General features: G+C 63.2%; 21 protein-coding genes. 10 read left to right on the forward strand and 11 right to left on the reverse strand.

From position 1 onward, the window contains the following. The first annotated feature begins 118 nt into the window (after positions 1-118). The 5 genes from PMI38_RS23045 to PMI38_RS23065 are packed head-to-tail and all read left to right on the forward strand — an operon-like array spanning position 119 to position 5,674. Positions 119-1,765 carry an acyl-CoA synthetase gene (locus tag PMI38_RS23045; protein ID WP_008099494.1) on the forward strand — a complete coding sequence of 549 codons (1,647 nt, stop codon included), beginning with the start codon at positions 119-121 and terminating at the stop codon, positions 1,763-1,765. A gap of 12 nt (positions 1,766-1,777) precedes the next feature. Then, complete coding sequence (locus PMI38_RS23050; RefSeq protein ID WP_008099496.1) at positions 1,778-2,545, forward strand: SDR family NAD(P)-dependent oxidoreductase; 768 nt, start codon at positions 1,778-1,780, stop codon at positions 2,543-2,545. Between the two features lie 12 nt (positions 2,546-2,557). Further along, the gene (locus PMI38_RS23055; RefSeq protein ID WP_008099498.1) at positions 2,558-3,751 is read left to right on the forward strand and encodes an acetyl-CoA C-acyltransferase; all 1,194 of its coding nucleotides are present in this window, start codon (positions 2,558-2,560) and stop codon (positions 3,749-3,751) included. A gap of 8 nt (positions 3,752-3,759) precedes the next feature. After that, entirely contained in the window at positions 3,760-4,887 is a 1,128-nt protein-coding gene (locus tag PMI38_RS23060) for an acyl-CoA dehydrogenase (protein ID WP_008099501.1), read from the forward strand. Between the two features lie 13 nt (positions 4,888-4,900). Then, on the forward strand, positions 4,901-5,674 hold the full coding sequence (locus PMI38_RS23065; RefSeq protein WP_008099503.1) for an enoyl-CoA hydratase: 774 nt from the start codon (positions 4,901-4,903) through the stop codon (positions 5,672-5,674). Between the two features lie 19 nt (positions 5,675-5,693). Here the strand turns inward: PMI38_RS23065 and PMI38_RS27175 are convergent, their stop codons facing one another. After that, complete coding sequence (locus tag PMI38_RS27175; protein WP_008099505.1) at positions 5,694-5,855, reverse strand: hypothetical protein; 162 nt, start codon at positions 5,853-5,855, stop codon at positions 5,694-5,696. Next, a complete protein-coding gene (locus PMI38_RS23070; RefSeq protein ID WP_008099507.1) occupies positions 5,816-10,219 on the reverse strand; it encodes a DUF6543 domain-containing protein in 4,404 nt (1,467 codons plus the stop codon). Before PMI38_RS23070 ends, PMI38_RS27175 begins: the two co-directional genes overlap by 40 nt. A gap of 293 nt (positions 10,220-10,512) precedes the next feature. Here PMI38_RS23070 and PMI38_RS23075 point away from each other — a divergent pair, with 293 nt between their 5' ends. The 4 genes from PMI38_RS23075 to PMI38_RS23090 all read left to right on the forward strand — a co-directional run bounded on the left by PMI38_RS23075 (position 10,513) and on the right by PMI38_RS23090 (position 12,343). Further along, a complete protein-coding gene (locus tag PMI38_RS23075) occupies positions 10,513-10,917 on the forward strand; it encodes a TraR/DksA family transcriptional regulator (RefSeq protein ID WP_008099509.1) in 405 nt (134 codons plus the stop codon). Between the two features lie 187 nt (positions 10,918-11,104). Beyond that, positions 11,105-11,299: a hypothetical protein gene (locus PMI38_RS23080; RefSeq protein WP_008099511.1), complete on the forward strand. Its 195-nt coding sequence runs from the start codon at positions 11,105-11,107 to the stop codon at positions 11,297-11,299. A 364-nt stretch (positions 11,300-11,663) separates the two neighbouring features. After that, the gene (locus PMI38_RS23085) at positions 11,664-12,134 is read left to right on the forward strand and encodes a hypothetical protein (protein ID WP_008099512.1); all 471 of its coding nucleotides are present in this window, start codon (positions 11,664-11,666) and stop codon (positions 12,132-12,134) included. After that, entirely contained in the window at positions 12,131-12,343 is a 213-nt protein-coding gene (locus PMI38_RS23090; protein WP_008099514.1) for a hypothetical protein, read from the forward strand. Before PMI38_RS23085 ends, PMI38_RS23090 begins: the two co-directional genes overlap by 4 nt. Positions 12,344-12,355: 12 nt before the next feature. Here PMI38_RS23090 and PMI38_RS23095 read toward each other — a convergent pair whose 3' ends face one another. From PMI38_RS23095 to PMI38_RS23125, 7 genes are all read right to left on the reverse strand, one after another. Continuing rightward, positions 12,356-12,721: a Na+/H+ antiporter subunit G gene (locus PMI38_RS23095; RefSeq protein ID WP_008099516.1), complete on the reverse strand. Its 366-nt coding sequence runs from the start codon at positions 12,719-12,721 to the stop codon at positions 12,356-12,358. Further along, a complete protein-coding gene (locus PMI38_RS23100) occupies positions 12,718-12,996 on the reverse strand; it encodes a K+/H+ antiporter subunit F (protein WP_008099518.1) in 279 nt (92 codons plus the stop codon). Before PMI38_RS23100 ends, PMI38_RS23095 begins: the two co-directional genes overlap by 4 nt. Further along, positions 12,993-13,481, reverse strand: a complete 489-nt coding sequence (locus PMI38_RS23105) for a Na+/H+ antiporter subunit E (protein ID WP_008099520.1) — start codon at positions 13,479-13,481, stop codon at positions 12,993-12,995. Before PMI38_RS23105 ends, PMI38_RS23100 begins: the two co-directional genes overlap by 4 nt. Beyond that, positions 13,478-15,157 carry a monovalent cation/H+ antiporter subunit D gene (locus PMI38_RS23110; RefSeq protein ID WP_008099522.1) on the reverse strand — a complete coding sequence of 560 codons (1,680 nt, stop codon included), beginning with the start codon at positions 15,155-15,157 and terminating at the stop codon, positions 13,478-13,480. The genes PMI38_RS23105 and PMI38_RS23110 overlap by 4 nt, the downstream gene beginning before the upstream one ends. Next, a complete protein-coding gene (locus PMI38_RS23115) occupies positions 15,154-15,498 on the reverse strand; it encodes a Na+/H+ antiporter subunit C (protein WP_003250128.1) in 345 nt (114 codons plus the stop codon). The genes PMI38_RS23110 and PMI38_RS23115 overlap by 4 nt, the downstream gene beginning before the upstream one ends. Then, positions 15,498-18,413, reverse strand: coding sequence for a monovalent cation/H+ antiporter subunit A (locus PMI38_RS23120; RefSeq protein ID WP_008099532.1), 2,916 nt, complete (start codon positions 18,411-18,413; stop codon positions 15,498-15,500). The genes PMI38_RS23115 and PMI38_RS23120 overlap by 1 nt, the downstream gene beginning before the upstream one ends. A 149-nt stretch (positions 18,414-18,562) precedes the next feature. After that, positions 18,563-19,513: a DMT family transporter gene (locus PMI38_RS23125; RefSeq protein WP_008099534.1), complete on the reverse strand. Its 951-nt coding sequence runs from the start codon at positions 19,511-19,513 to the stop codon at positions 18,563-18,565. A gap of 83 nt (positions 19,514-19,596) precedes the next feature. Between PMI38_RS23125 and PMI38_RS23130 the strand changes: the two genes are divergently transcribed. After that, on the forward strand, positions 19,597-20,160 hold the full coding sequence (locus PMI38_RS23130; protein WP_008099536.1) for a helix-turn-helix domain-containing protein: 564 nt from the start codon (positions 19,597-19,599) through the stop codon (positions 20,158-20,160). Positions 20,161-20,227: 67 nt separating this feature from the next. Here PMI38_RS23130 and PMI38_RS23135 read toward each other — a convergent pair whose 3' ends face one another. Both PMI38_RS23135 and soxR read right to left on the reverse strand, forming a co-directional pair. Further along, positions 20,228-20,776: a cysteine hydrolase family protein gene (locus tag PMI38_RS23135; protein WP_008099538.1), complete on the reverse strand. Its 549-nt coding sequence runs from the start codon at positions 20,774-20,776 to the stop codon at positions 20,228-20,230. An 81-nt stretch (positions 20,777-20,857) separates the two neighbouring features. Beyond that, on the reverse strand, positions 20,858-21,328 hold the full coding sequence (gene soxR, locus PMI38_RS23140; protein ID WP_008099540.1) for a redox-sensitive transcriptional activator SoxR: 471 nt from the start codon (positions 21,326-21,328) through the stop codon (positions 20,858-20,860). Positions 21,329-21,412: the final 84 nt, after the last annotated feature.

Genomic DNA, 21,412 nt, shown 5'->3' on the forward strand with positions numbered 1-21,412 from the left:
CTGCGGCCAAACCGCTCATCCAGATTGAACGCTTTGGCCATTGTCCCCGCGCGGCCTTGGCGTGACCATCGTCAGACCTATGGTGCGATTCCAACAATAAAAAACCAGGAGTCTGACGATGCGCGATTACGCCGAGGCCGTCCGTTCGTTCGCCTATGCTGATGCCGTGAGCACGGCGCTGCAGGGCAACCTCAAAGGCCTCAATGCCTGTGTCGAATGCTGTGATCGCCATGTGGGCGAGGGCAAGACAGCCCTGGTCTGGGAAGATCGCGACGGCAACGGCAAACGCTTCAGTTTCGAGCAGTTGCAAGCCCTGGCCAGCCGTTTCGCCAATGCCCTCAAGGATCAGGGCGTAGGCCCGGGCGACAGGGTTGCCGGCCTGTTGCCGCGCACCCCCGAACTGCTGGTGACCATTCTCGCCACCTGGCGCCTGGGTGCGGTGTATCAGCCACTGTTCACCGCCTTCGGCCCCAAGGCCATCGAGCATCGCCTGGAGCAGTCCGGTGCCAAGGTCGTGGTCACCGACCGGGGCAACCGTCCCAAACTCGATGACCTGGCTGTGTGCCCGGTCACCATCACCGTCAACGCTGGCGAAGGCGAGCTGGACTTCCAGCGCTTGCTCGATGCGGCATTGCCAGCGTGCGAGCCGGTCTTGCGCGGCGGCGACGACCCCTTCCTGCTGATGTTCACCTCGGGCACCACCGGCCCGGCCAAACCATTGGAAGTGCCGCTGCGGGCGATCGTTGCGTTCCAGGGCTACATGCGCGAAGCGATCGACCTGCGCCCTGAAGACAGGTTCTGGAACCTGGCCGACCCGGGCTGGGCCTACGGGCTCTACTACGCCGTTACGGGCCCGCTGTCGCTGGGCCACGCCACCACCTTCTACGACGGCCCTTTCAGCGTCGAGAGCTGCGCACGGGTCATCGACAAGCTGGGCATCACCAATCTGGCGGGCTCGCCGACGGCGTACCGCTTGCTGATCGCTGCCGGGCGCGAGTTCTCGGCGCCGATTCAGGGCCGCCTGCGGGTGGTCAGCAGCGCCGGCGAGCCGCTCAACCCCGAAGTCATTCGCTGGTTCGCCGACGAACTGGGGGTGACCATCCATGACCATTACGGCCAGACCGAGCTGGGCATGGTGCTGTGCAACCATCATGGCCTGCAGCACCCGGTTCATCTTGGTTCGGCAGGCTTTGCCATTCCGGGTCACCGCATCGTCGTGCTCGACGAGCAGGGTGTCGAGCTGCCGCCTGGCCAGCCAGGTATTCTTGCGGTGGATCGCGAGCAGTCGCCCCTGTGCTGGTTTGCCGGTTACCACGGCCTGCCCACCAAGAGTTTCGTCGGCAAGTACTACCTCAGCGGCGACACCGTCGAACTCAACCAGGATGGCAGCATCAGCTTCGTCGGTCGCAGCGACGATGTGATTACCACTTCCGGTTACCGGGTAGGCCCGTTCGATGTGGAAAGCGCACTGATCGAGCACCCTGCGGTGATCGAGGCGGCGGTGATCGGCAAGCCGGACCCCGAGCGTACCGAGCTGATCAAGGCCTTCGTCGTGCTGGCTGCGGGTGTGACAGGCACCCCGGAGCTTGAAGAGACGCTGCGCCAGCATGTGCGCCAGCGCCTCTACGCCCATGCCTACCCCCGGGAAATCGAATTCGTCAGCGAGCTGCCCAAGACACCGAGCGGCAAGCTGCAACGCTTCATCCTGCGCAATCAGGAAATCGCCCTACAACAAGCCGCGCTGGCCAACCGCGCCAGCGCCTGAAGGAACCCCATCATGCAGATAGCCAACAGCAATTTCATCGTCAGCGGCGCGGCCTCGGGCCTGGGTGCCGCCACTGCGCAGATGCTGGTCGAAGCCGGCGCCAAGGTCATGCTGGTCGACCTCAATGCCCAGGCCGTCGAGGCCAAGGCACGCGAACTGGGTGACAATGCGCGCTTCGCGGTCGCCGACATCAGCGACGAACAGGCGGCCAAGGCTGCCGTGGATGCTGCCGTGGCCGCCTTCGGTAGCCTGCACGGGCTGGTCAATTGCGCGGGTATCGTCGGGGCCGAGAAGGTGCTGGGCAAACAAGGCCCGCACGGGCTGGCCAGCTTCGCCAAGGTCATCAACGTCAACCTGATCGGCAGCTTCAACCTGCTGCGTCTGGCCGCTGCGGCCATGGCCGAAGGCGCCGCCAACGCCGAGGGCGAGCGCGGGGTGATCATCAACACCGCGTCGATTGCCGCCTACGACGGGCAGATCGGCCAAGCCGCCTACGCCGCTTCCAAGGGCGCCATCGCCAGCCTGACCTTGCCAACTGCCCGGGAGCTGGCGCGCTTCGGTATTCGGGTAATGACCATCGCCCCAGGCATTTTCGAAACCCCGATGATGGCCGGCATGACCCAGGAAGTCCGCGACTCGCTGGCCGCCGGCGTGCCGTTCCCGCCACGTCTGGGCCGCCCCGTCGAGTACGCGGCGCTGGCCCGTCACATTATCGAGAACAGCATGCTCAACGGCGAGGTGATCCGCCTCGACGGTGCGCTGCGCATGGCTGCCAAGTAAGGAGAAACGAACATGACCCTTGCCAACGATCCAATCGTCATCGTCAGCGCCGTGCGCACGCCCATGGGCGGGCTGCAGGGTGACCTCAAGAGCCTGACCGCGCCACAGCTGGGTGCCGCGGCGATACGCGCCGCCGTCGAGCGCGCCGGTATCGATGCCGCCAGCGTCGAGCAGGTGCTCTTCGGCTGTGTCCTGCCGGCAGGCCTCGGCCAGGCACCGGCACGCCAGGCAGCGCTGGGCGCGGGCCTGGACAAACACACCACCTGCACCACGCTGAACAAGATGTGCGGCTCGGGCATGCAGGCCGCGATCATGGCCCATGACCAACTGCTGGCCGGCAGCGCCGATGTCATCGTCGCCGGCGGCATGGAAAGCATGACCAACGCCCCCTACTTGCTGGACAAGGCGCGCGGCGGCTACCGCATGGGCCATGGCAAGATCATCGACCACATGTTCATGGACGGCCTCGAAGACGCCTACGACAAGGGCCGCCTGATGGGCACCTTCGCCGAGGACTGCGCCCAGGCCGGCAGCTTCAGTCGCGAAGCCCAGGACCAGTTCGCCATCGCCTCGCTGACCCGCGCCCAGGAGGCGATCAGCAACGGCCGCTTCAGCGCCGAGATCGTCCCGGTGGAAGTGACCGAAGGCAAGGAAAAGCGCCTGGTCAAGGACGACGAGCAGCCGCCCAAGGCACGCCTGGACAAGATCCCGCAGCTCAAGCCGGCCTTCCGTGAAGGCGGCACGGTGACCGCGGCAAACGCCAGCTCGATCTCCGATGGCGCTGCGGCATTGGTGTTGATGCGCCGCTCAGAGGCCGAAAAACGTGGCTTGAAGCCCCTGGCCGTGATCCATGGCCATGCCGCGTTCGCCGATGCCCCGGCACTGTTCCCCACCGCCCCGATCGGTGCCATCGACAAGCTGATGAAGCGCACGGGCTGGAACCTGTCCGAGGTCGATCTGTTCGAGATCAACGAAGCCTTCGCCGTGGTCACCCTGGCCGCCATGAAGCACCTCGACCTGCCCCATGACAAGGTCAATATCCACGGCGGCGCCTGCGCCCTGGGCCACCCGATCGGCGCCTCGGGCGCGCGCATCCTGGTGACCCTGCTGTCGGCCCTGCGCCAGAACAACCTGCGCCGTGGCGTGGCGGCCATCTGCATCGGCGGTGGCGAGGCCACGGCCATGGCTGTCGAATGCCTGTACTGAGGTGAACCATGCTGGTAACTGACGAGCAACAACAGATCGCCGACGCCGTGCGCGCGTTTGCCCAGGAGCGCCTGCGGCCTTTCGCCGAGCAATGGGACAAGGCCCATCGCTTCCCCCGCGAAGCCATCGACGAGATGGCGGCACTGGGCCTGTTCGGCATGCTGGTGCCGGAACAGTACGGCGGCAGCGATACCGGATACGTGGCCTATGCCATGGCCCTGGAGGAGATCGCGGCGGGCGACGGTGCCTGCTCGACGATCATGAGCGTGCACAACTCGGTGGGTTGCGTGCCGATCCTCAAGTTCGGCAGCGAGCAGCAGAAACAGCAGTTCCTCACGCCGCTGGCCAGTGGCGCGATGATCGGCGCCTTTGCCCTCACCGAACCCCAGGCCGGTTCCGATGCCAGCAGCCTGAAGACCCGCGCACGCCTGGACGGTGACCATTACGTGCTCAACGGCAGCAAGCAGTTCATCACCTCCGGGCAGAACGCCGGGGTGGTGATCGTCTTTGCCGTCACCGACCCGGACGCTGGCAAACGCGGCATCACCGCATTCATCGTGCCCACCGATACACCGGGCTACCAGGTGGCGCGGGTCGAGGACAAGCTCGGCCAGCACGCCTCCGATACCTGCCAGATCGTCTTCGACAATGTGCGTGTGCCGGTGGCCTGCCGCCTGGGCGAAGAGGGGCAGGGCTACAAGATCGCCCTGGCCAACCTCGAAGGCGGCCGCATCGGCATCGCTTCGCAGTCGGTAGGCATGGCCCGCGCCGCGTTCGAGGTGGCGCGCGACTATGCCAAAGAGCGGCAGAGCTTCGGCAAACCCTTGATCGAACACCAGGCCGTGGCCTTCCGCCTGGCCGACATGGCCACGAAAATTGCCGTGGCCCGGCAGATGGTGCTGCATGCCGCGGCGCTGCGCGATGCCGGGCGCCCGGCCCTGGTGGAAGCGTCGATGGCCAAGCTTTTCGCCTCGGAAATGGCCGAAAAGGTCTGTTCGGATGCCTTGCAGACGCTCGGCGGTTATGGCTATCTGAGCGACTTCCCGCTGGAGCGGATCTATCGCGACGTGCGTGTCTGCCAGATCTACGAAGGCACCAGCGACATTCAGCGCATGGTCATTGCGCGCAATCTTTGAAGGAGCAGTCTGCATGGCATTCGAAACCATCCTGTTGGACATCCACGGCAAGGTCGGCCTGATCACCCTCAATCGGCCCCAGGCGCTCAACGCGCTCAACGCGCAGATCATCGCGGAGATCAACCAGGCCCTGGACCAGCTGGAAAGGGATCCGAACATCGGCTGCGTGGTGCTGACCGGTTCCGCCAAGGCCTTCGCGGCCGGTGCCGATATCAAGGAAATGGCCGAGCTCAAGTATCCGCAGATCTACGTCGACGATCTGTTCAGTGACTCCGACCGCATCGCCAACCGGCGCAAGCCGATCATCGCCGCCGTGTCCGGTTTCGCGCTCGGTGGTGGTTGTGAGCTGGCCATGATGTGCGACTTCATCCTCGCGGGCGACAACGCCAAGTTCGGCCAGCCCGAGATCAACCTCGGCGTGCTGCCGGGCATGGGCGGTACCCAGCGCCTGACCCGCGCAGTGGGCAAGGCCAAGGCCATGGAGCTGTGCCTGACCGGCCGCCTGATGGGCGCCGAGGAAGCCGAGCGTGCCGGCCTGGTGGCCCGTGTGGTGCCGCAGGCCGAGCTGGTCGAGGAAGCCCTGAAAGTGGCGGCGACCATCGCCAGCAAGTCGATCCCGGTGAGCATGATGGTCAAGGAAAGCGTCAACCGCGCGTTCGAAGTCACCCTCAGCGAAGGTGTGCGCTTCGAACGCCGGGTGTTTCATGCGGCGTTTTCCACCGAAGACCAGAAGGAAGGCATGGCGGCCTTCATCGCCAAGCGCGAAGCGCAGTTCAAGGACCGCTGAGCCTCGTTGCCCTGTCGACTCAGCTGGCGAAGAAATATTGCTTCGCCGAGGCCAGGTCGATGGGGCTGCGATGAACCGCCACCTCATGCCCGGCGGCATCCTTGCTGAATGGCCCCTGGGCATAGCGCTGTTCGGCGGTCTTCAGGTGGCCTGCGGTATAGGCGGTCTGCGCCGCCTCCATGCCGGAATAATGGAAATGGGCGTACCACAGGTCGATACCTGCATGGCGGATGGCGAATTCTCCAGGTAGTCGTCGGTACGCCCGGCGACTTTTGCCAGCGGTCGACGCGGGCCGGTCGAGTGAATGGCCACTTGTTGGTTGTCGAGCAGGACGGACAGCTCGCCCATCCTGGGCTTTTGCAGCAGCGCGACCCGCGCCCGCTGTTCGACCGCCTGCCCGGCCAATGTCGCTGACATGTCCTCTATCGCCTTGATGTTCAAGGCCGCATCGCCTTCGGCGGTGCCTTCATCGGTCTCATTGTCGCGGGTCAGGCGTAGCTCGATGGCGACCCGATGACGCTCAAGGCCAGCCCGGTGCTGGAGCAGGATGTCTTCGATATCGACGGGCAGGTAGCTGTTGGCCCTGGCGCTCTGCATCAACCCCAGATCCTTGCGTGCGCCGGCCAACAGGCGGGCGCTTTCCTTGAGCAGTGCCTTGAATTTGCCTGGGGACTGCGAGGCTGTTTTCGCGGGCTGGACCTCGACTGCTACCCAGCGCTCGTGTTCGCGCTTGTAGCTGCGGGTGACCGAGCCCTCCTGAGCCCCGGGTATATCGACGATGCTGGCATCATCCGCACGCGGTTGGCCAAGAAGCAGGCCGTCATCGCGGGTTTCGATCAGCCCTGGTAATTGCCGGCTCAATTGCGTCACCGTGCTGCGCTGGGGCAGGTCCGGGTATTCGGCCAGCTCGCCGGCAACGCCTGTGCTCATGTCGTTGATGTCGGTGCGCAGTTGCTTGAGCGGGGCGGGCGCCGCGGCGGGTTCGAAGCACTGGTGCAGGATCAGCAAACGTCGCTGGGCGGTTGCCAGGTGCTGCGCAATGTTTTCCAGCAGGCGCCGTTTGACTTCGTCGCTGGCGCTCGCCCGTTTGCCCAGTTGCAGCCGTTGGCCTATGGCCAGCTCGATGCTGTCCCAGGTACGGTCAAGCCAGAAAACTGCGCTTTCGTCCATCTGCACCAGGGTCATGCGGTTGACCGAGGTCTCGATACGCATGAAGCGCCAGTACAGGGGCGTCCAGCTGCCTTTTTGCCGTTCGACCTTGTCCAGCATCTCCATGATTTTCGGCAGGGAAGGGCTGGCCAGTTTGCGCAGTTGCTCCAGGCTCTGTTCGAACGCGCTGGCATTGTCGAACAGGCTATCGACCAGCGTCGTCAAGGTGCTCAGGCGCCTGGCGAGAATGGCTTCGTCCTCGGACGTCGCCTCGGTCTGATGCTCGACCATCTGCAGAAGATGAATGCGTTCGGGTTTAAACAGGCGCATCAACAACTCGCGGATGTGCAGCTGGCAATCGAGTTGCTGGAACAGTGTGCCGGCGCGTTTGGTCTTGTAGTCGTTTACGGGTGTCTGCACATTCAGGTCGTGCAGCCGCTGGATGTGCTCGGCGACGAACGCCTCGAATGCCTGCAGCTTTTCCAGGCAACTGCGCAATACGCGCGTATCGTCGGAGCGCTGGCCCAGCGTGCGTATCTTCTTGATGCCGGGAATCTGTTCGACGATGCTTTTCGAGTCGTGCAATACACGATTGGACAGCGCCTCGGTTTTCTTCTTGCGCTCCTCCTGCAACCTGGCGATTCGCTTCGAGGGGGGCATGCCGCCGCGCAGGCGGAGCCTGAGGTCGAGCTGCCAGCGCCCAGCCTCGTCGCGCCTGAGCCATGGGCCTGGCGTTCGATCATCCGCGGCGCCAACAATGCGCACTTGATCGGTCAGCGTATCGAGTTGCACTTTGAATACCTTGCCCTCGATCAGCGCCCAAAGCTGGTCCGCGCTCAGGTACAAGCCGCCAATCGGCCCCGCCGGGATGGGGGAGCCGAGGGCGGCTGGCGAAAGGGTTGCCTGCAGGGCTGCGAGGGCTTCGGCCTGGGACTTGTCGAGCTTCAGCGAGGGTTGGGACCAACTGAAATCGATCTGCGCCTCGGCTGTGCTTGTGATCACCACCGGGGCGGGTTCCAAGGGGGGCAGTGGGCCGAGGGGAACCGCAGCGTCCAGCGGGTGCTCCAGCTCCAGGCGCTGCATCGCGTGGTTGAAAATCAGGAAGGCGACATTGACCAACAACTCGATCCAGTCACCGGTACGGTCGCCCGGCTGCGCTTGCTCCCTGGCGTCCACCAGGCGGGCGAAGGCGGTTTCCATCTGTACCAGCCAGGCGGCCTCGGCGAACGGTCCTTCGACGAATGGCAAGACACTGTTGAGCAGCAACCAGCCCAGTTCTTCCCAGCGTTGCCAACGGGTTGCCTCGCTGCTGGTGGATTGCCCCTTGAAATTGCTCAAGGTTTCCTCGACACAGGCCTTGTAGATGGCCTGGGCCGGGTCGCTGATCGCCGCCTCGCGTGACAGGGTAACGGGGGCTGGCGTGAACAGTGGAACCGCCCAGTCGTCGTCCAGCGGGCGGAACAGGTGCGGCTCCTTGAAGCCTCCGTGGTCATAGATGCGTCGGTCTTCCTGCGCCAGCCGGTGGAGTATGTCGTTTTGCAGGTCGCCGGGCTCACTGATTGCCACCAGCAGAGCCAGGCGATCGGCGAACTCCACGATCGGTTCACGGTGCAGGGGGCGATACAGCAGGCAGCTGGCGCTGATCGAGCCATCGTTCTCGATCAGCCAGGCATTGAGTGGATGATCGGGCGTTGCATCCATCGTTCGCAACAACCCCAGTGGCCGCAGCACCCAGTTGCCGTGCTCGTCGGCCATGGGTGCGAAGACGTGTTCGAGGGCGACGATCGCTTGCAGGGAGGGCTGCTCGTCTTTCAGGTAACTTTTCATGACCTGCGCGGGCAATTGGCTGTGCAACTGGTCGGCCAGTAGCCGTTCGCGATTGGCGCGCGCCTGGGGATCATCGAGCAACAGTTCGCGCAGGCGTTTGGGATAAGTCGCGCCAATGTCCGCTTCGGTGATGAGGCCGCGCAGGGCCGAGGTGTCGAGCCAGGCCGGAATGGGTTGGCCGTCGACGCTTTCCAGCGACACTCGACCCGGTTTGAGCAGGCCCAGGTTGGCGATGGCCAGTTGAGGCAGGGTGAATGTCACCGGCATCGTGGTGCCCTCGCTGATCACCTGGCCTGCAGAGGGGATTGCAGTTGCCGTGGTCTGGTGGTTGATGACCCGTATCGAAGCCGGGTCCAGGGTCGATTGCGGGTGGTCACGGTGGATCAGGCTGGCAAGGCGCTCGCAGGCGAACACCTGTGCGCTCGGCACGCCGTCCAGCCAGCTCTTGCCATCGGCATCGGACGTGCTGCGGGCGACTTCGGTGAGCATCGAGCTGTACACGATCAGTGCCCTGGGTTCGCCTTGGCGTACCCACGACGGTAACTGCTCGGACAGCGATGCGTGGCTGACCGGGTCATCGACGCTGCACAGGTGAGTCAGGGAGGTCAGGTGGTCCAGGGCATTGGCAAGTTGTTGTGCGCTGCCCTGGGTGTGGAAGGCGGTCGCGGCAATCTCGATGCCTTCGAGCTGCTGCATCAGCAAGTTGACGGCCTGGGCCTGGAACAATTGGCGGTCTGGGGTGCCCAGTTTCACGCTGGGGGGCGATTTGGCCAGCAGGGCGGGCCAATGTTGCGTGATGCTCTCCAGCAAGCGCGCTCGGGAAGGGAACGACAACAATCGACCCACGGCGGTGAACAAGAGGGTGAAAGGCGCTCTGCCAGGTGCTTCACCGCGCTCGAATAACAGTGCGCTGGCCAGGTGCGGATCCAGTTGCCAATCGGCGGAAAAATTCGAGACCAGCGTCTGCACGGTGATGCCTTGGGTCGTATTCAGTTCGAGCAAGTCGTCGAGTTCGGCGGGTCCCTCTGACAAGGCCTGCAGCAAGGCTTTGGCGTCTGCGGGTTGAGCGCTTGCATCGGCTTGGCCCAGGGCGATGCCCAGCAACGCTTGAAGGTGGCTGGCGAACCACGACCAGGGTGTTTCACCTTTGCTGTCGGCTTCGCACCAGAAGTCGACAATGGCTTGACCGAAACTGTCGAGCAGCAGTGGGCCGCAATCGTTGACCAACGCTTCGAGCCGCGCCAGGTCGATCGGTACAGGTTGCTCGGGCTCTATGCGCTGTTCGCGGCAGACGACATCCTGGCCAGGGGTCATGTTGAGCGAAGTGCGCAGGCAGAAGCGCTCGACCAGCAGTTGGTACAGCGGGCGTACATAGGCCAGTCCGTCTACGGGGCCGAAACTGGCCAGGTGCAGGTCAAGGGGGTCGAGGCTCGTGTCGAGCCCGTAGGTTGGCCACTGCTCCAGCAGCAGGCTTGCCGCGACTTCGAACAGGGTTGGGCGGTTGGTGAATCTTCTGGCGATATCGCAGGGCAGCAGCGCACTGCGGGGGAGCCTTCGGGAGGTGGGCATGGCGGTGATCTCAGGTCATGAAAACGCCGCCATTGGGCCGCCGGCGCAGTGACTCGGGGTATTACAGGTCTACTGCCGCCTGGCGGCTGATCGGGAAATGACGGCCGGCAGGCGGAATCCACGTCATTTCGGTCAATTCCTCCGTCATTGGTGTTGCCCCTGACGACGCGGCGCCTTAGACTGCCGCCCCCTGTAAAAGAGTGCCGGTTGGCGCTTGAAGAATTCCGCTGCCCAGGCTCAGGCCTCGGCGGCACCCGAATCGCCCAAATGCACATTTTTTCATAGAGAAATCGATGACCAAGGAACAGTTGCTGGCCATGTCGGCCGATGACTACATGAACGCTGAACAGCTGGCATTCTTCACTGCCCTGCTGCAGGCGATGAAAGTCGAAACCCATGAACGCATCGAGCTGAGCCGCGCCACCATCGAGGGCCTGGACACCCCGTCGGACCCTGCCGATGTGGCTTCGGTCGAGGAAGAGCGTAGCTGGTTGGTCAATGCCATTGACCGCGACCAGCGCTTGTTGCCGCAGCTGGAAATGGCCCTGGATCGGATTACCGACGAGAGCTTCGGCTGGTGCGATGACAGTGGTGAGCCGATTGGTCTGAAGCGTCTGCTGATCAGCCCGACCACCAAATACTGCATCGAAGCCCAGGAGCGCCACGAGCAGCTCGATCGCCACCAGCGGCAGATCTGACCGCGCGCGGTGTGCCAAGCCCCATGGAGCAGTCCTTGGGGCTTTTTGCGTTTCTTGCGGGATACGTGTGTGCGGCATTTGTTGCTCGTGGTGTAACGCTGCTGTACCGCAATGCGCTGTTTCTCCCCGGCAGGCGGGGGTATCATGGCTATATCGTTAGGGTGCTAATTATATTCCGGAGGGAATGATGAATAGCCGAGTCGATGTAGCCGTGATGATCGGTACAGGCGTGCCAGCAGCGCTGCAGGCGTTGGGCAAGCGCATTTGCTGGGTGGTGTTGGTCAACGGTGAACGCCGTGGTACGGCATTCGCCACCCGTGAGGAGGCGCTGGAGTGCCAGTCAGCCTGGTTGCAGCAGTTGCAGAAGGGCCAGGCCGCTTGAGTGCGGCGTAAGAAATGCTTTTTAGCGCTCGACGGATTTCGGTGTTTTCGTGCATATTTAATCCCCGGCAATGCGCTACTTGATGCCTGCGCCCGATCTGCCGAGGGGTCAGCAGTTATCTATCGCATCTTTCTGGCGGATGTATTTGTCAGACATAACGCTTCCCGTTCAGGGATCATGTCGAGCGGCTTCATAACAGCCGGGTCTGACAAGCTCGTGTAAAGTTTCCTGCGTGCTGCATCGCCAGCAGGCACAGACGTTTCGCGCATCGCTTTATTACTCTTTTTGCCTATCGAATTGAACAATGGCCGCACCTCACCAAGGTCGAGTGGGGGCGGATGTCACCGATCTGAGGATTACTTCATTGGCAGTCAGTACACTTGATACCCATGCCTTGTTTGCACTTGGCGATTTGCGCGGTAAGTTGGCCAAGCTGTTTCAAGGTCGTTTCGTTTATGTCACCGAACAAAACCCCGAAGGCCTGTACATGGCCGAAATCGACACCGAGAGTGCCTTGGTGGTCGATGACAAGCAGCGCCTTGAGTTGAAGGTAGGCGATCATTTTCGCGCGGCCGTCTTGCCCAGCCGGGAAGGTGGCAAGCTGGAAATGCGTTTTCGTGAAATCAAGCTCAATGTCTATGGTGTGGGCGACTACGCTTTCGTTTCGGTGCCGGAAGGCGAAGGCATCGTATTCCGAGACGGGCAGGGCGTCATGCTGGTTTTCGCGGCTCAACAGCAAGTGCAGGAAGGCCTGGGTAAATTGCTGAAGGCTGTCACTGGCAAGGTCGCGAAATGGCGCAAGGGCGAACTGACCACGTTCAAGGCCAGTGAATGAGTGAACGAGGCGAGGAACCGGGCACTCGCGCCGCGTTCCATCAGCAGCATCAGGCGGGGGCGACTGCCCTGGCCGAATCCCTGTTGGCCCGGCGTGAAACGATGCAGGGTGCCTGGTTGAACTGGGTGGCTGCTCAACTGTACCAGCTCAGCCCACCACCCTATGCCGCCATGGTGCGGCGAGAATTGCAGCGCCTCACCCAGCAGTGAGGCGGGTGGCACTCACTTGCCGCGATGCCTGCCGCTGCTGATTTCTTCCGGCACCGTTTCCTTGGCCATGCGCTTGCGAAACAGCGCTGCCCGGGCAAGCAGCAGCGTAGTGACCGGGACGGTGATGGACAGCAGAATGGGGATCAGCCAGGCATGCAGCACCGGGCTTTGCTTGAGCCACGAAAAATAGATGATCGATGCCAGCGATACACACCAGGTGCCAATGGTGGAGGCCAGCGCTGGCGGGTGCATACGCTGGAAATAGTCTTTGAGCCGCAGCAGGCCGACCGCACCGATCAGGGCGAACAGGCTGCCAAGGAGCAACAGTACGGCGGTGACCAGTTCCAGCCAGAACGGTAGTTCAAGGGTTTCGTTCATTCGATCACCTCGCCACGCAGCAGGAACTTGGCCAGGGCGAACGAGCCGACGAAGCCGAACAGGGCAATCAGCAAGGCGCCTTCGAAGTAAGTGTCACTGGCATAGCGAATACCCAGCACCAGCATCATCAGCATGCCCAGGATGTACAGGTAGTCCAGCGCCAGTACCCGGTCCTGGGCGGAGGGGCCGCGAAACAGCCGTATCAACGTCAGCCCCATGGCCAGGGCGAAGATGAACAGGCTGGCGAGAACGGCATTGGCGAGCAGCCCTGTCATTCGAAAATCTCCATCAGCGGGCGTTCATAGGTGTGTTTGAAGTGCTCGATGAAGGCCACTTCGTCCTCCAGGTCGAATACGTGCAGCAGTAGCACACTGCGATCCAGGGCCAATTCCGACCAGACCGTACCGGGTACCACGGTGGTGATCATCGACAGCGCAGCCAGGCCGTGGGCATCGCGCAGGTTCAGCGGGATGTGAACGAAAGCCGAACGCGGTGGTTGCTGGCCAGCACGCAGTACGCCACGTGCCACCAGAAGATTGGACTGGATCACGTCTAGCCCTACGCGCCCTATCAGTTTTGCGATCACCAGCGGCCGGCGCACATGGGCGTGCTGCGGGCGCAGTGGCGCCATCAATAGTGGGGCAAGCACTGCCAGCGCGGCAGCGAGCAGCAGGTTGCCAGGGCTGACCGACAGGTTCAGCAGCAACCACAAGAAGAACAGCGAGATGGACAGCAGCGGAGCAGGGAACAATCGGCTCATGGCTGCACCTGTTCGTCGAGTGTGGTCGGGCCGGGTATCGGGCGCGCTGCCATCACCGCTTCGATGTAGCGATCCGGCGTTTGCAGGCTGGCGGCGGTGTCCTGGGTGTAGCGCAGCAACGGCTCGGCCTTGAAACTGAGAATGATGCACAGGCCCAGCAGAATGACGATCGGCAGGCATTCATTGCGATGCAGCACAGGCGAAGGGCGCTCTTCGGGTTTCCAGAAGCGCTGGATACCCACGCGGCCGAAAGCGATCAATGAAGCCATGCCCGACAAAACGAGCAAGGCAACCAACCCCCAGCCGGCCGCGGACAGCGGCTGTTCGGCTGGAACACCCAGCCCCAGCGGATTGAACAGCGCGCTCATCAGGTTGAGTTTGCCGACGAAGCCGGACAGTGGCGGCATGCCGATGATCAGCAGGGCGCAGGCGATGAAACTGAGGCCGAGGAAGGCCATGGTCCATGGGATGATTTGGCCGATTACAACCTTTTGGTCGTCGTCGAGGTTGATGCCCTTGGGGGGGTGCAATGACTCGAGCGGCGACGGAATGGCATCCTCTTCTTCATCCAGCGGTGCTTCATTGGCCGAGCGCGAGCGCTCGACCAGTTCGGCGAGCAGGAACAGTGCGCACAACGCCAGGGTCGAGTTCACCAGGTAGAACAGCGCCGCGCCTGTCAGTGCCGGTTGGGCGAAGCCGACAGCTCCGAGCAGCGTGCCCGCGGAGACCAGGATGCTCAGCGCGGCCATTCGCTCCAGCCGCTGGGCTGCAAGTATCGACACTGCTGCTACGGCCAAGGTGGCCAGGCCACCGTACACCAGCCATTGCCCGCCAAAATGTGCCGATGCGCCCGCTTGCCCGGAGAACAGCAAGGTCCACAAGCGCAGTACTGCATACAGGCCGACCTTGGTCATGATGGCAAACAGCGCTGCCACGGGCGCGCTGGCCGAGGCGTAGGCGGGGACCAGCCAGAAGTTCAGCGGCCAGATCCCGGCCTTCACCAGGAACGCCATGGCCAGCACCGCTGCCCCGGCGTGCAGGAGGCCGCGGTCGGCTTCCGGTACCAGCGGAATCTTCAGGGCCAGGTCGGCCATGTTGAGGGTGCCGGTAACGCCATAGAGCATGGCCGCGCCGATCAGGAACAGCGACGAGGCAAACAGGTTGATGGCAATGTAATGCAGGCCCGCGCGCACCCTCGCTCGGCCCGACCCATGCAGCAGCAGGCCGTATGAGGCCGCCAGAAGCACTTCGAAGAACACGAACAGGTTGAACAGGTCGGCGGTGAGAAAGGCGCCGTACAGGCCCATCAGTTGGATCTGGAACAAGGCATGAAAGCTCGCGCCGGCACTGGCCCAGCGGACGCGGGCGAACAGCAGCGCGCAGACACCGATGATCCCGGTCAGGGTCAGCAACAGTGCCGAAAGGTGGTCAAGCACCAGCACGATGCCAAACGGCGCCGGCCAGTTGCCGGGCAGGTAGACGCCGATCGACTCCGCCTGGCCCTGGGTGCGTACCCACAACAGCAGGCACACTGCAATGGCAAGGCCGGTGAAGGTGGACAGCAGGTTGAGGCGCCCCTTGAGCTGGCGATGCTTCTCGCCTAGCAACAGCATCAGCGCCGCAGTCAGCAGCGGCAGCAGTATGGGTGCGACGATCAGTTGACCCATGCCTGTCATTCGTCACGCTCCCGGCCATCCACGTGGTCGGTACCGGTCAGGCCGCGCGATGCCAACAGCACCACCAGGAACAGGGCGGTCATGGCGAAGCTGATGACGATCGCGGTCAGCACCAGCGCCTGGGGCAACGGGTCGGTGTAATGCAGCAGGTCCTGGGTCACCCCGTCCTTGATGATCGGTTCCTTGCCGATGAACAGGCTGCCCATGCTGAAGATGAACAAGTTGACTCCATACGACAGCAGGCACAGGCCCATGATCACCTGGTAGGTTCGCGGGCGCAGGATCAACCACACCCCCGAGGCGGCCAGTACGCCGATGGCGACTGCGATGACTTCTTCCATCAGGCGGCTCCTGCTTGACTGGTTTTCGACGGATTGCCCGGGCGATAGGCGCGTACCGACTGGTGCGCCAGGGCAGTGAGGATCAGCAGGGTCGAGCCGACCACCACGGTGTACACGCCGATGTCGAAGAACAGCGCACTGGCCACGTGAACATCGCCCAGCAACGGCAGGTGCAGGTGGGCGGTATGGGTGGTGAGGAACGGGTAGCCCAGCAGCATGGCGCCCACCCCGGTCAGGGTGGCGCACAGCAGGCCGGTGCCCATCCAGCGCAGCGGCCGCAGGCTCATCTGGGCCTCGACCCACTGGGTGCCGGCGACCATGTACTGCAGAATGAACGCCACCGACATGACCAGGCCGGCGACGAAACCACCGCCCGGTTGGTTGTGGCCACGCATGAACAAGTACATCGAAACCAGCAGGGCGATCGGCAGCAGCAAACGCACCAGCACCGCGGGCACCATCATGAAGCCCAGCGCGGTGTCGCTGGCATGCCGCGGGTTGATCAGGTCGGTTACCACGTCGGGCGCCAGCAGGCGCTGCTGGGCTGGCAGCTGCATGCTCTCCTTGGGTGGGCGGAAGCGGCGCAGCAAGGCGAATACGGTGATCGCCACGGCTACCAGCACAGTGATTTCGCCGAGGGTATCGAAGCCACGGAAGTCAACGAGCATCACGTTGACCACGTTGGTGCCGCCGCCTTGAGGCAGGGCCCGGCTCAGATAGAACGAGGAAATATCGTTGGGTGTCGGCCGCGTCAGCATGGCGTAGGACAGTACGGCCATGCCGGTGCCGACCAGCACGGCGAGCAACAGGTCGCGCAGGCGCCGAATGCGCGCACGGTCCAGGCTGCCGGGCAGGGGCGAGACGCCTTCGATTCGGCGTGGCAGCCAACGCAGGCCGAGCAGGATCAGCACCGTGGTGACCACTTCCACCACCAGTTGGGTCAGCGCCAGGTCGGGCGCCGAGAACCACACGAAGGTGATGCAGGTCATCAGGCCGCAGACGCCGACCATGATCAAGGCGGCCAGGCGGTGGTACTTGGCCTGGTAGGCGGCCCCGATGGCGCAGGCGATGGCGATCAGCCACAGCGCGACGAACACGCCGGAGCCTGGAATCTTCGGTCGATCCCCCCAGCTAAGGCCGCTGTACAGCATGGGCGTGAGCCCGGCGAGAAACGCTGCCAATACCAGCATGAACAGCTGCGATTGCAGCCGGCGGCTGGTCAGCAGCCTCTCGGCCCGTCGGGCCAACAGCATCAGGCGCGCTTGGCCGTGTTCGAACAGGCGCTTGCCATTGAAGCGCTCGATCAGCGGCGGGTAGGGGAAGCGACCGAGGCGCAGCTGGTTACGTAGCAGCAGGTACAGCACAACGCCACCGCTCATGGCCACCAGGCTCATGATCAGCGGGGCGTTCCAGCCATGCCAGATGGCCAGGCTGTATTCCGGCAGCGTGCCGCCTACCACGGGCAATGCAGCGGCCGCCAGCAACGGGCCGACCGACTGGGCAGGGAAAATACCCACCACCAGGCAGGTGAGTACCAGCAGTTCGACGGGGGCGCGCATCCAGCGTGGCGGTTCATGGGGCGTGTGCGGCAAATCTTGCGCGGTAGGGCCGAAGAACACATCGACGGTAAAGCGCAGGGCATAGGCGACGCTGAAGGTGCCGGCAAGGGTGGCGATGACTGGAAGCGTGGCTTCGACCCAGGCAGTGGAGGAGATGAACACGGTTTCGGCAAAGAACATTTCCTTGGACAGGAAACCGTTCATCAGTGGCACTCCCGCCATCGAGGCACTGGCCACCATGGCCAGCGTCGCGGTGTACGGAACCAGTCGGATCAGGCCGCTCAGGCGGCGAATGTCGCGGGTGCCGCTCTCGTGGTCGATGATGCCGGCGGCCATGAACAGCGAGGCCTTGAAAGTGGCATGGTTGAGGATGTGGAACACTGCGGCGACGGCTGCCAGCGGGCTGTTGAGGCCCAGCAGCAGGGTAATCAGGCCGAGGTGGCTGATGGTGGAGTAGGCCAGCAGGCCTTTGAGGTCGTTCTGGAACATGGCCGCGAAGGCGCCCAGCAGCAGCGTCAGCGCGCCGGCACCCCCGACGATCCAGAACCACTCTTCGCTGCCGGAAAGCACTGGCCACAGCCGCGCCAGCAAGAATACCCCGGCCTTGACCATGGTCGCCGAGTGCAAGTAGGCAGAAACCGGTGTCGGCGCCGCCATGGCGTGGGGCAGCCAGAACTGGAAGGGAAACTGCGCGCTCTTGCTGAGCGCGCCAATCAGGATCAAGGGCAGCAATACCGGATACAACGCGTGCTGGCGGACGGTCTCGCCGGCGACCAGGACCTTGTCCAGGTCGTAGCTGCCGACCACATGCCCAAGCAGCAAGGCGCCCACCAGCAGGCACAGCCCGCCGGCGCCCGTAACCATGAGGGCCATGTAGGCCCCGCGGCGGGCGTCAGCGCGGTGGTGCCAGTAGCCAATCAGCAGGAACGAGAACAGGCTGGTCAGTTCCCAGAAGAACACCAGTTGGATCAGGTTGCCGGAAATCACCAGGCCGAGCATCGCCCCCATGAACGCCAGGAAGAATGCGAAGAAGCGCGGTACCGGGTCCTGCGGCGACATGTAGTAGCGCGCATACAGTGACACCAGCGCGCCGATGCCCAGTACCAGCAGCGAGAACAACCAGGCGAAGCCGTCCATGCGCAGCACGAGGTTCAACCCCAGACTGGGCAACCAGAGAAACTCTTCGCGGATGACCCCGCCATGGGCGATCTGGGGGTACAGCAGTGCTACCTGGACAGTGCCGACCAGGGCCACGAGTCCTGCGAGGATGGACTCGGCGTTACGTGCGTTGTGCGGCAGCACAGCTGCCAGGCAACTGCCCACGAACGGCAGAAGCAGTAGCACTATCAATGACATAGCGTTCTATTCTGGAGAGGTTTGCAAGGATCATACGTGCCGAGCAGTTGATCACCAACACGCAAGCTGTCGCAGAATCATACAAACAGGGTGTGACACGCAGCTTTTTTATAACAGTTTTTTACGAAGCATAGCTGCAGTTGCGCTGATTACAGGCCGGGTTCGCGTTCTCGGTCATGCGCGATTTCGATTTCTTCGGCAGTTGCACGCGTGCGTCGGATTTTCAGTTCGCTTACCACAACGGCCATCACGATCAACAGTCCGCCCAGTAGCGCCACGCCTGGCAGGCGCTCGCCGGCGATGCGCCCGACGACCCCGGCCCATACCGGTTCACCGGCGTAGATCAACGTGGCGCGGGTTGGCGAAACCGATTGCTGGGCCCAGTTCATCGCTACCTGGATCACCGCGCTCATCGCGCCCAGGCCGAGCGCACTGAGCAGCAGCAGCCACGAGAAGTCCGGGAGACGCTCCTGGGTCGGAACGATCATCAGGAAAGACAGCAACGATGCGGTCGCCAATTGCACCACGGTGACCCGTCGGACATCGACCTGGCCGGCGTAGCGACTGATCAGGATGATTTCGCCGGCGATGGCCACGGCGCTTACCAGCGTTACCACTTCGCCTTCACTGAAGTGCAGTGCCCCACCCTCGGGACCGGCCAGCAGCATCAGGCCGATGAACGCCAGGCAGATGCCGATGCTCGGCATCAACCCTGGGCGTCGGCCCAGCACCAGCCACTGCAGCAGCGGCACGAACGGCACATAGAGCGCGGTGATGAACGCCGACTGGCTGCTGCTGATGGTCTGCAGGCCCATGGTCTGCAAGCCGTAACCGAGCATGATGGTGATGCCGATCAGCACACCGGCCTTCAGTTCGGTGAAGGTCAGCCCGGGCAGCGAGCGCGCCGACACCATGCCCACGAACAATGCCGCTGCGGCAAAACGCAGGCCGACGAAGAACATCGGGCCGCTGACGGTCATGACGTTGTGCACCAGCAAGAAGGTGCCGCCCCACAGCATGGTGATGAATACCAGCACCATCTCGGCCTTGCTCAGGCGAAAGGACAGGGAGGTCTTTGGGCTACTGGTCGGCTGGCTCATGCGCTTGCACACTCGAAGGGGTCGGCGCACAATCGGCGCAAAGTGGGCAGTATACTGCGCAATCCGGGTAAGTGAGCAATATAGTGCACAAAGATTCCACGTATCGCGCGTCAGTGTTGCAGCATGTCAGCTTCAATGTTCGTAGCCTGCGCAACGCCGCTTCGATGAGCCAGACAGCCCTGGCGGAGCGCTCGGGCGTCAGCCGGCGCATGCTGGTGGCGATCGAGGCAGGTGAGAAGAACGTCAGCCTGACGACCCTTGACCTGATTGCCGAAGCCCTTGGTGTAGCCTTCAGCACGCTGATCCAGGCGCCCGACCAGCGTGACCCTGGTCGCATCGACGAACTCGCCTGGGCTGGAGTGCATCCTCAGAGCAAGGCGGTGTTGCTGGCCAGCAGCGCGGCCCGGCGGGAAGTGGAAATCTGGGAATGGACCCTGGCTCCCGGGGAATGCTATGTCAGCGAAGCCGATGCCGAGGGCTGGAGCGAGCAGATCTACGTGGCCGAAGGGCAGCTTACGTTGATCATCGAAGGGGTCGAGCGTTGTCTGCAGGTTGGCCAGTTCCACGTGTTTCCCAGCGATTGCCACTACGCTTACCGCAACGATGGCGCCGTGATTACGCGCTTCGTGCGCAACGTGGTGATTTGACCGCGATTCTGTGCCGACCGCTTCGCGGGCATGCCCGTGAAGGGGGCGGCACGGACGGTACTCGCGTTCAGTGGCCCAGCAACTCGTCAGTCTTCACAACTTTGGCATAGGCAAACGCCAGTGCGGCCATTGCCGAGGCATGCACATCAGCCGCCGGCACTTGCTTGCCGTCGAAGTCCAGCGGCAGCGTGGCACACGCGTCGTGTGCGACGGTGACGTCATAACCATAATCGGCGGCGGCTCGTGTGGCTGCGTCGATGCACATATGACTCATGCTGCCAACGATGGTCAGCGCCTGGATGCCGTGCTGGTCCAAGGTGCTCTTGAGTGGGGTATCGCGAAACGCATTGACCTTGTGCTTGAGTACCACGGGTTCGCCTTCTCGTGGTTGAACTTTGCTGTGAATGGCCGCGCCTTGCGATTCGGGGGCGAAGAACGGCGCGTCGGCGCTTTCGAACTCATGCCGCACATGCACCACCAGGTCGCCCCGCTGGCGCGCCGCCGCCAGCAGGCGGGCGGCGTTGTCGGCCGCCTGCTCGGCACCGTCGAGGGTCCATTTGCCGCCGGGGAAATAGTCATTCTGGATGTCGATGATGATCAACGCCTGCTTGTTCATGTTGCCTCCTGAGGCAATCGTTGTGGCTAGTCGCTAGTTATAGGCGCTTCACAGCCGCGCTGCCGCAAAGTAATGGCACCTTCACAGCGGCTCTGGATGCGCTGGCGGATGCGGCCCAGGCCCCACTTGGGCCAGATGATCCTGGCGGTTGCGCAGTGGGCACTCTTTCAGTGACAAGCAGCCGCAGCCAATGCAGCCGTCCAGCTGGTCGCGCAGGAGGGTCATCTCATCGATGCGGCGGCTAAGGTCTTCACGCCAGCGCGCTGACAATCGTTGCCAGTCCTCGGCTGTGGGCGTGTGGTCGTTCGGCAGCGTGGCCAGCGCGGTGGCGATATCCACCAACGGGATACCCAGGCGCTGGGCCATCTTGATGACCGCCACGCGCCGCAGCATCGCTCTCGGGTACCGGCGCTGGTTTCCGGTATTGCGGCTGCTGTGGATCAGCCCTTTGGTTTCATAGAAGTGCAGGGCGGTGACGGCCACGCCGCTGCGTGCGGCCAACTGGCCGACGCTGAGCTGCTTTTCCTGGGCTTGGGACGATTTGCGTGGCATGTGGAAAAAGCTCTTGACCTTGAGTTAACTCGAGGTTTTACCCTGCTGGCCATCGCGCTGCAAGCGTTCAAAGCAAGGAGACTG

The sequence above is a fragment of the Pseudomonas sp. GM84 genome (assembly GCF_000282535.1).
Lineage (GTDB): Bacteria > Pseudomonadota > Gammaproteobacteria > Pseudomonadales > Pseudomonadaceae > Aquipseudomonas.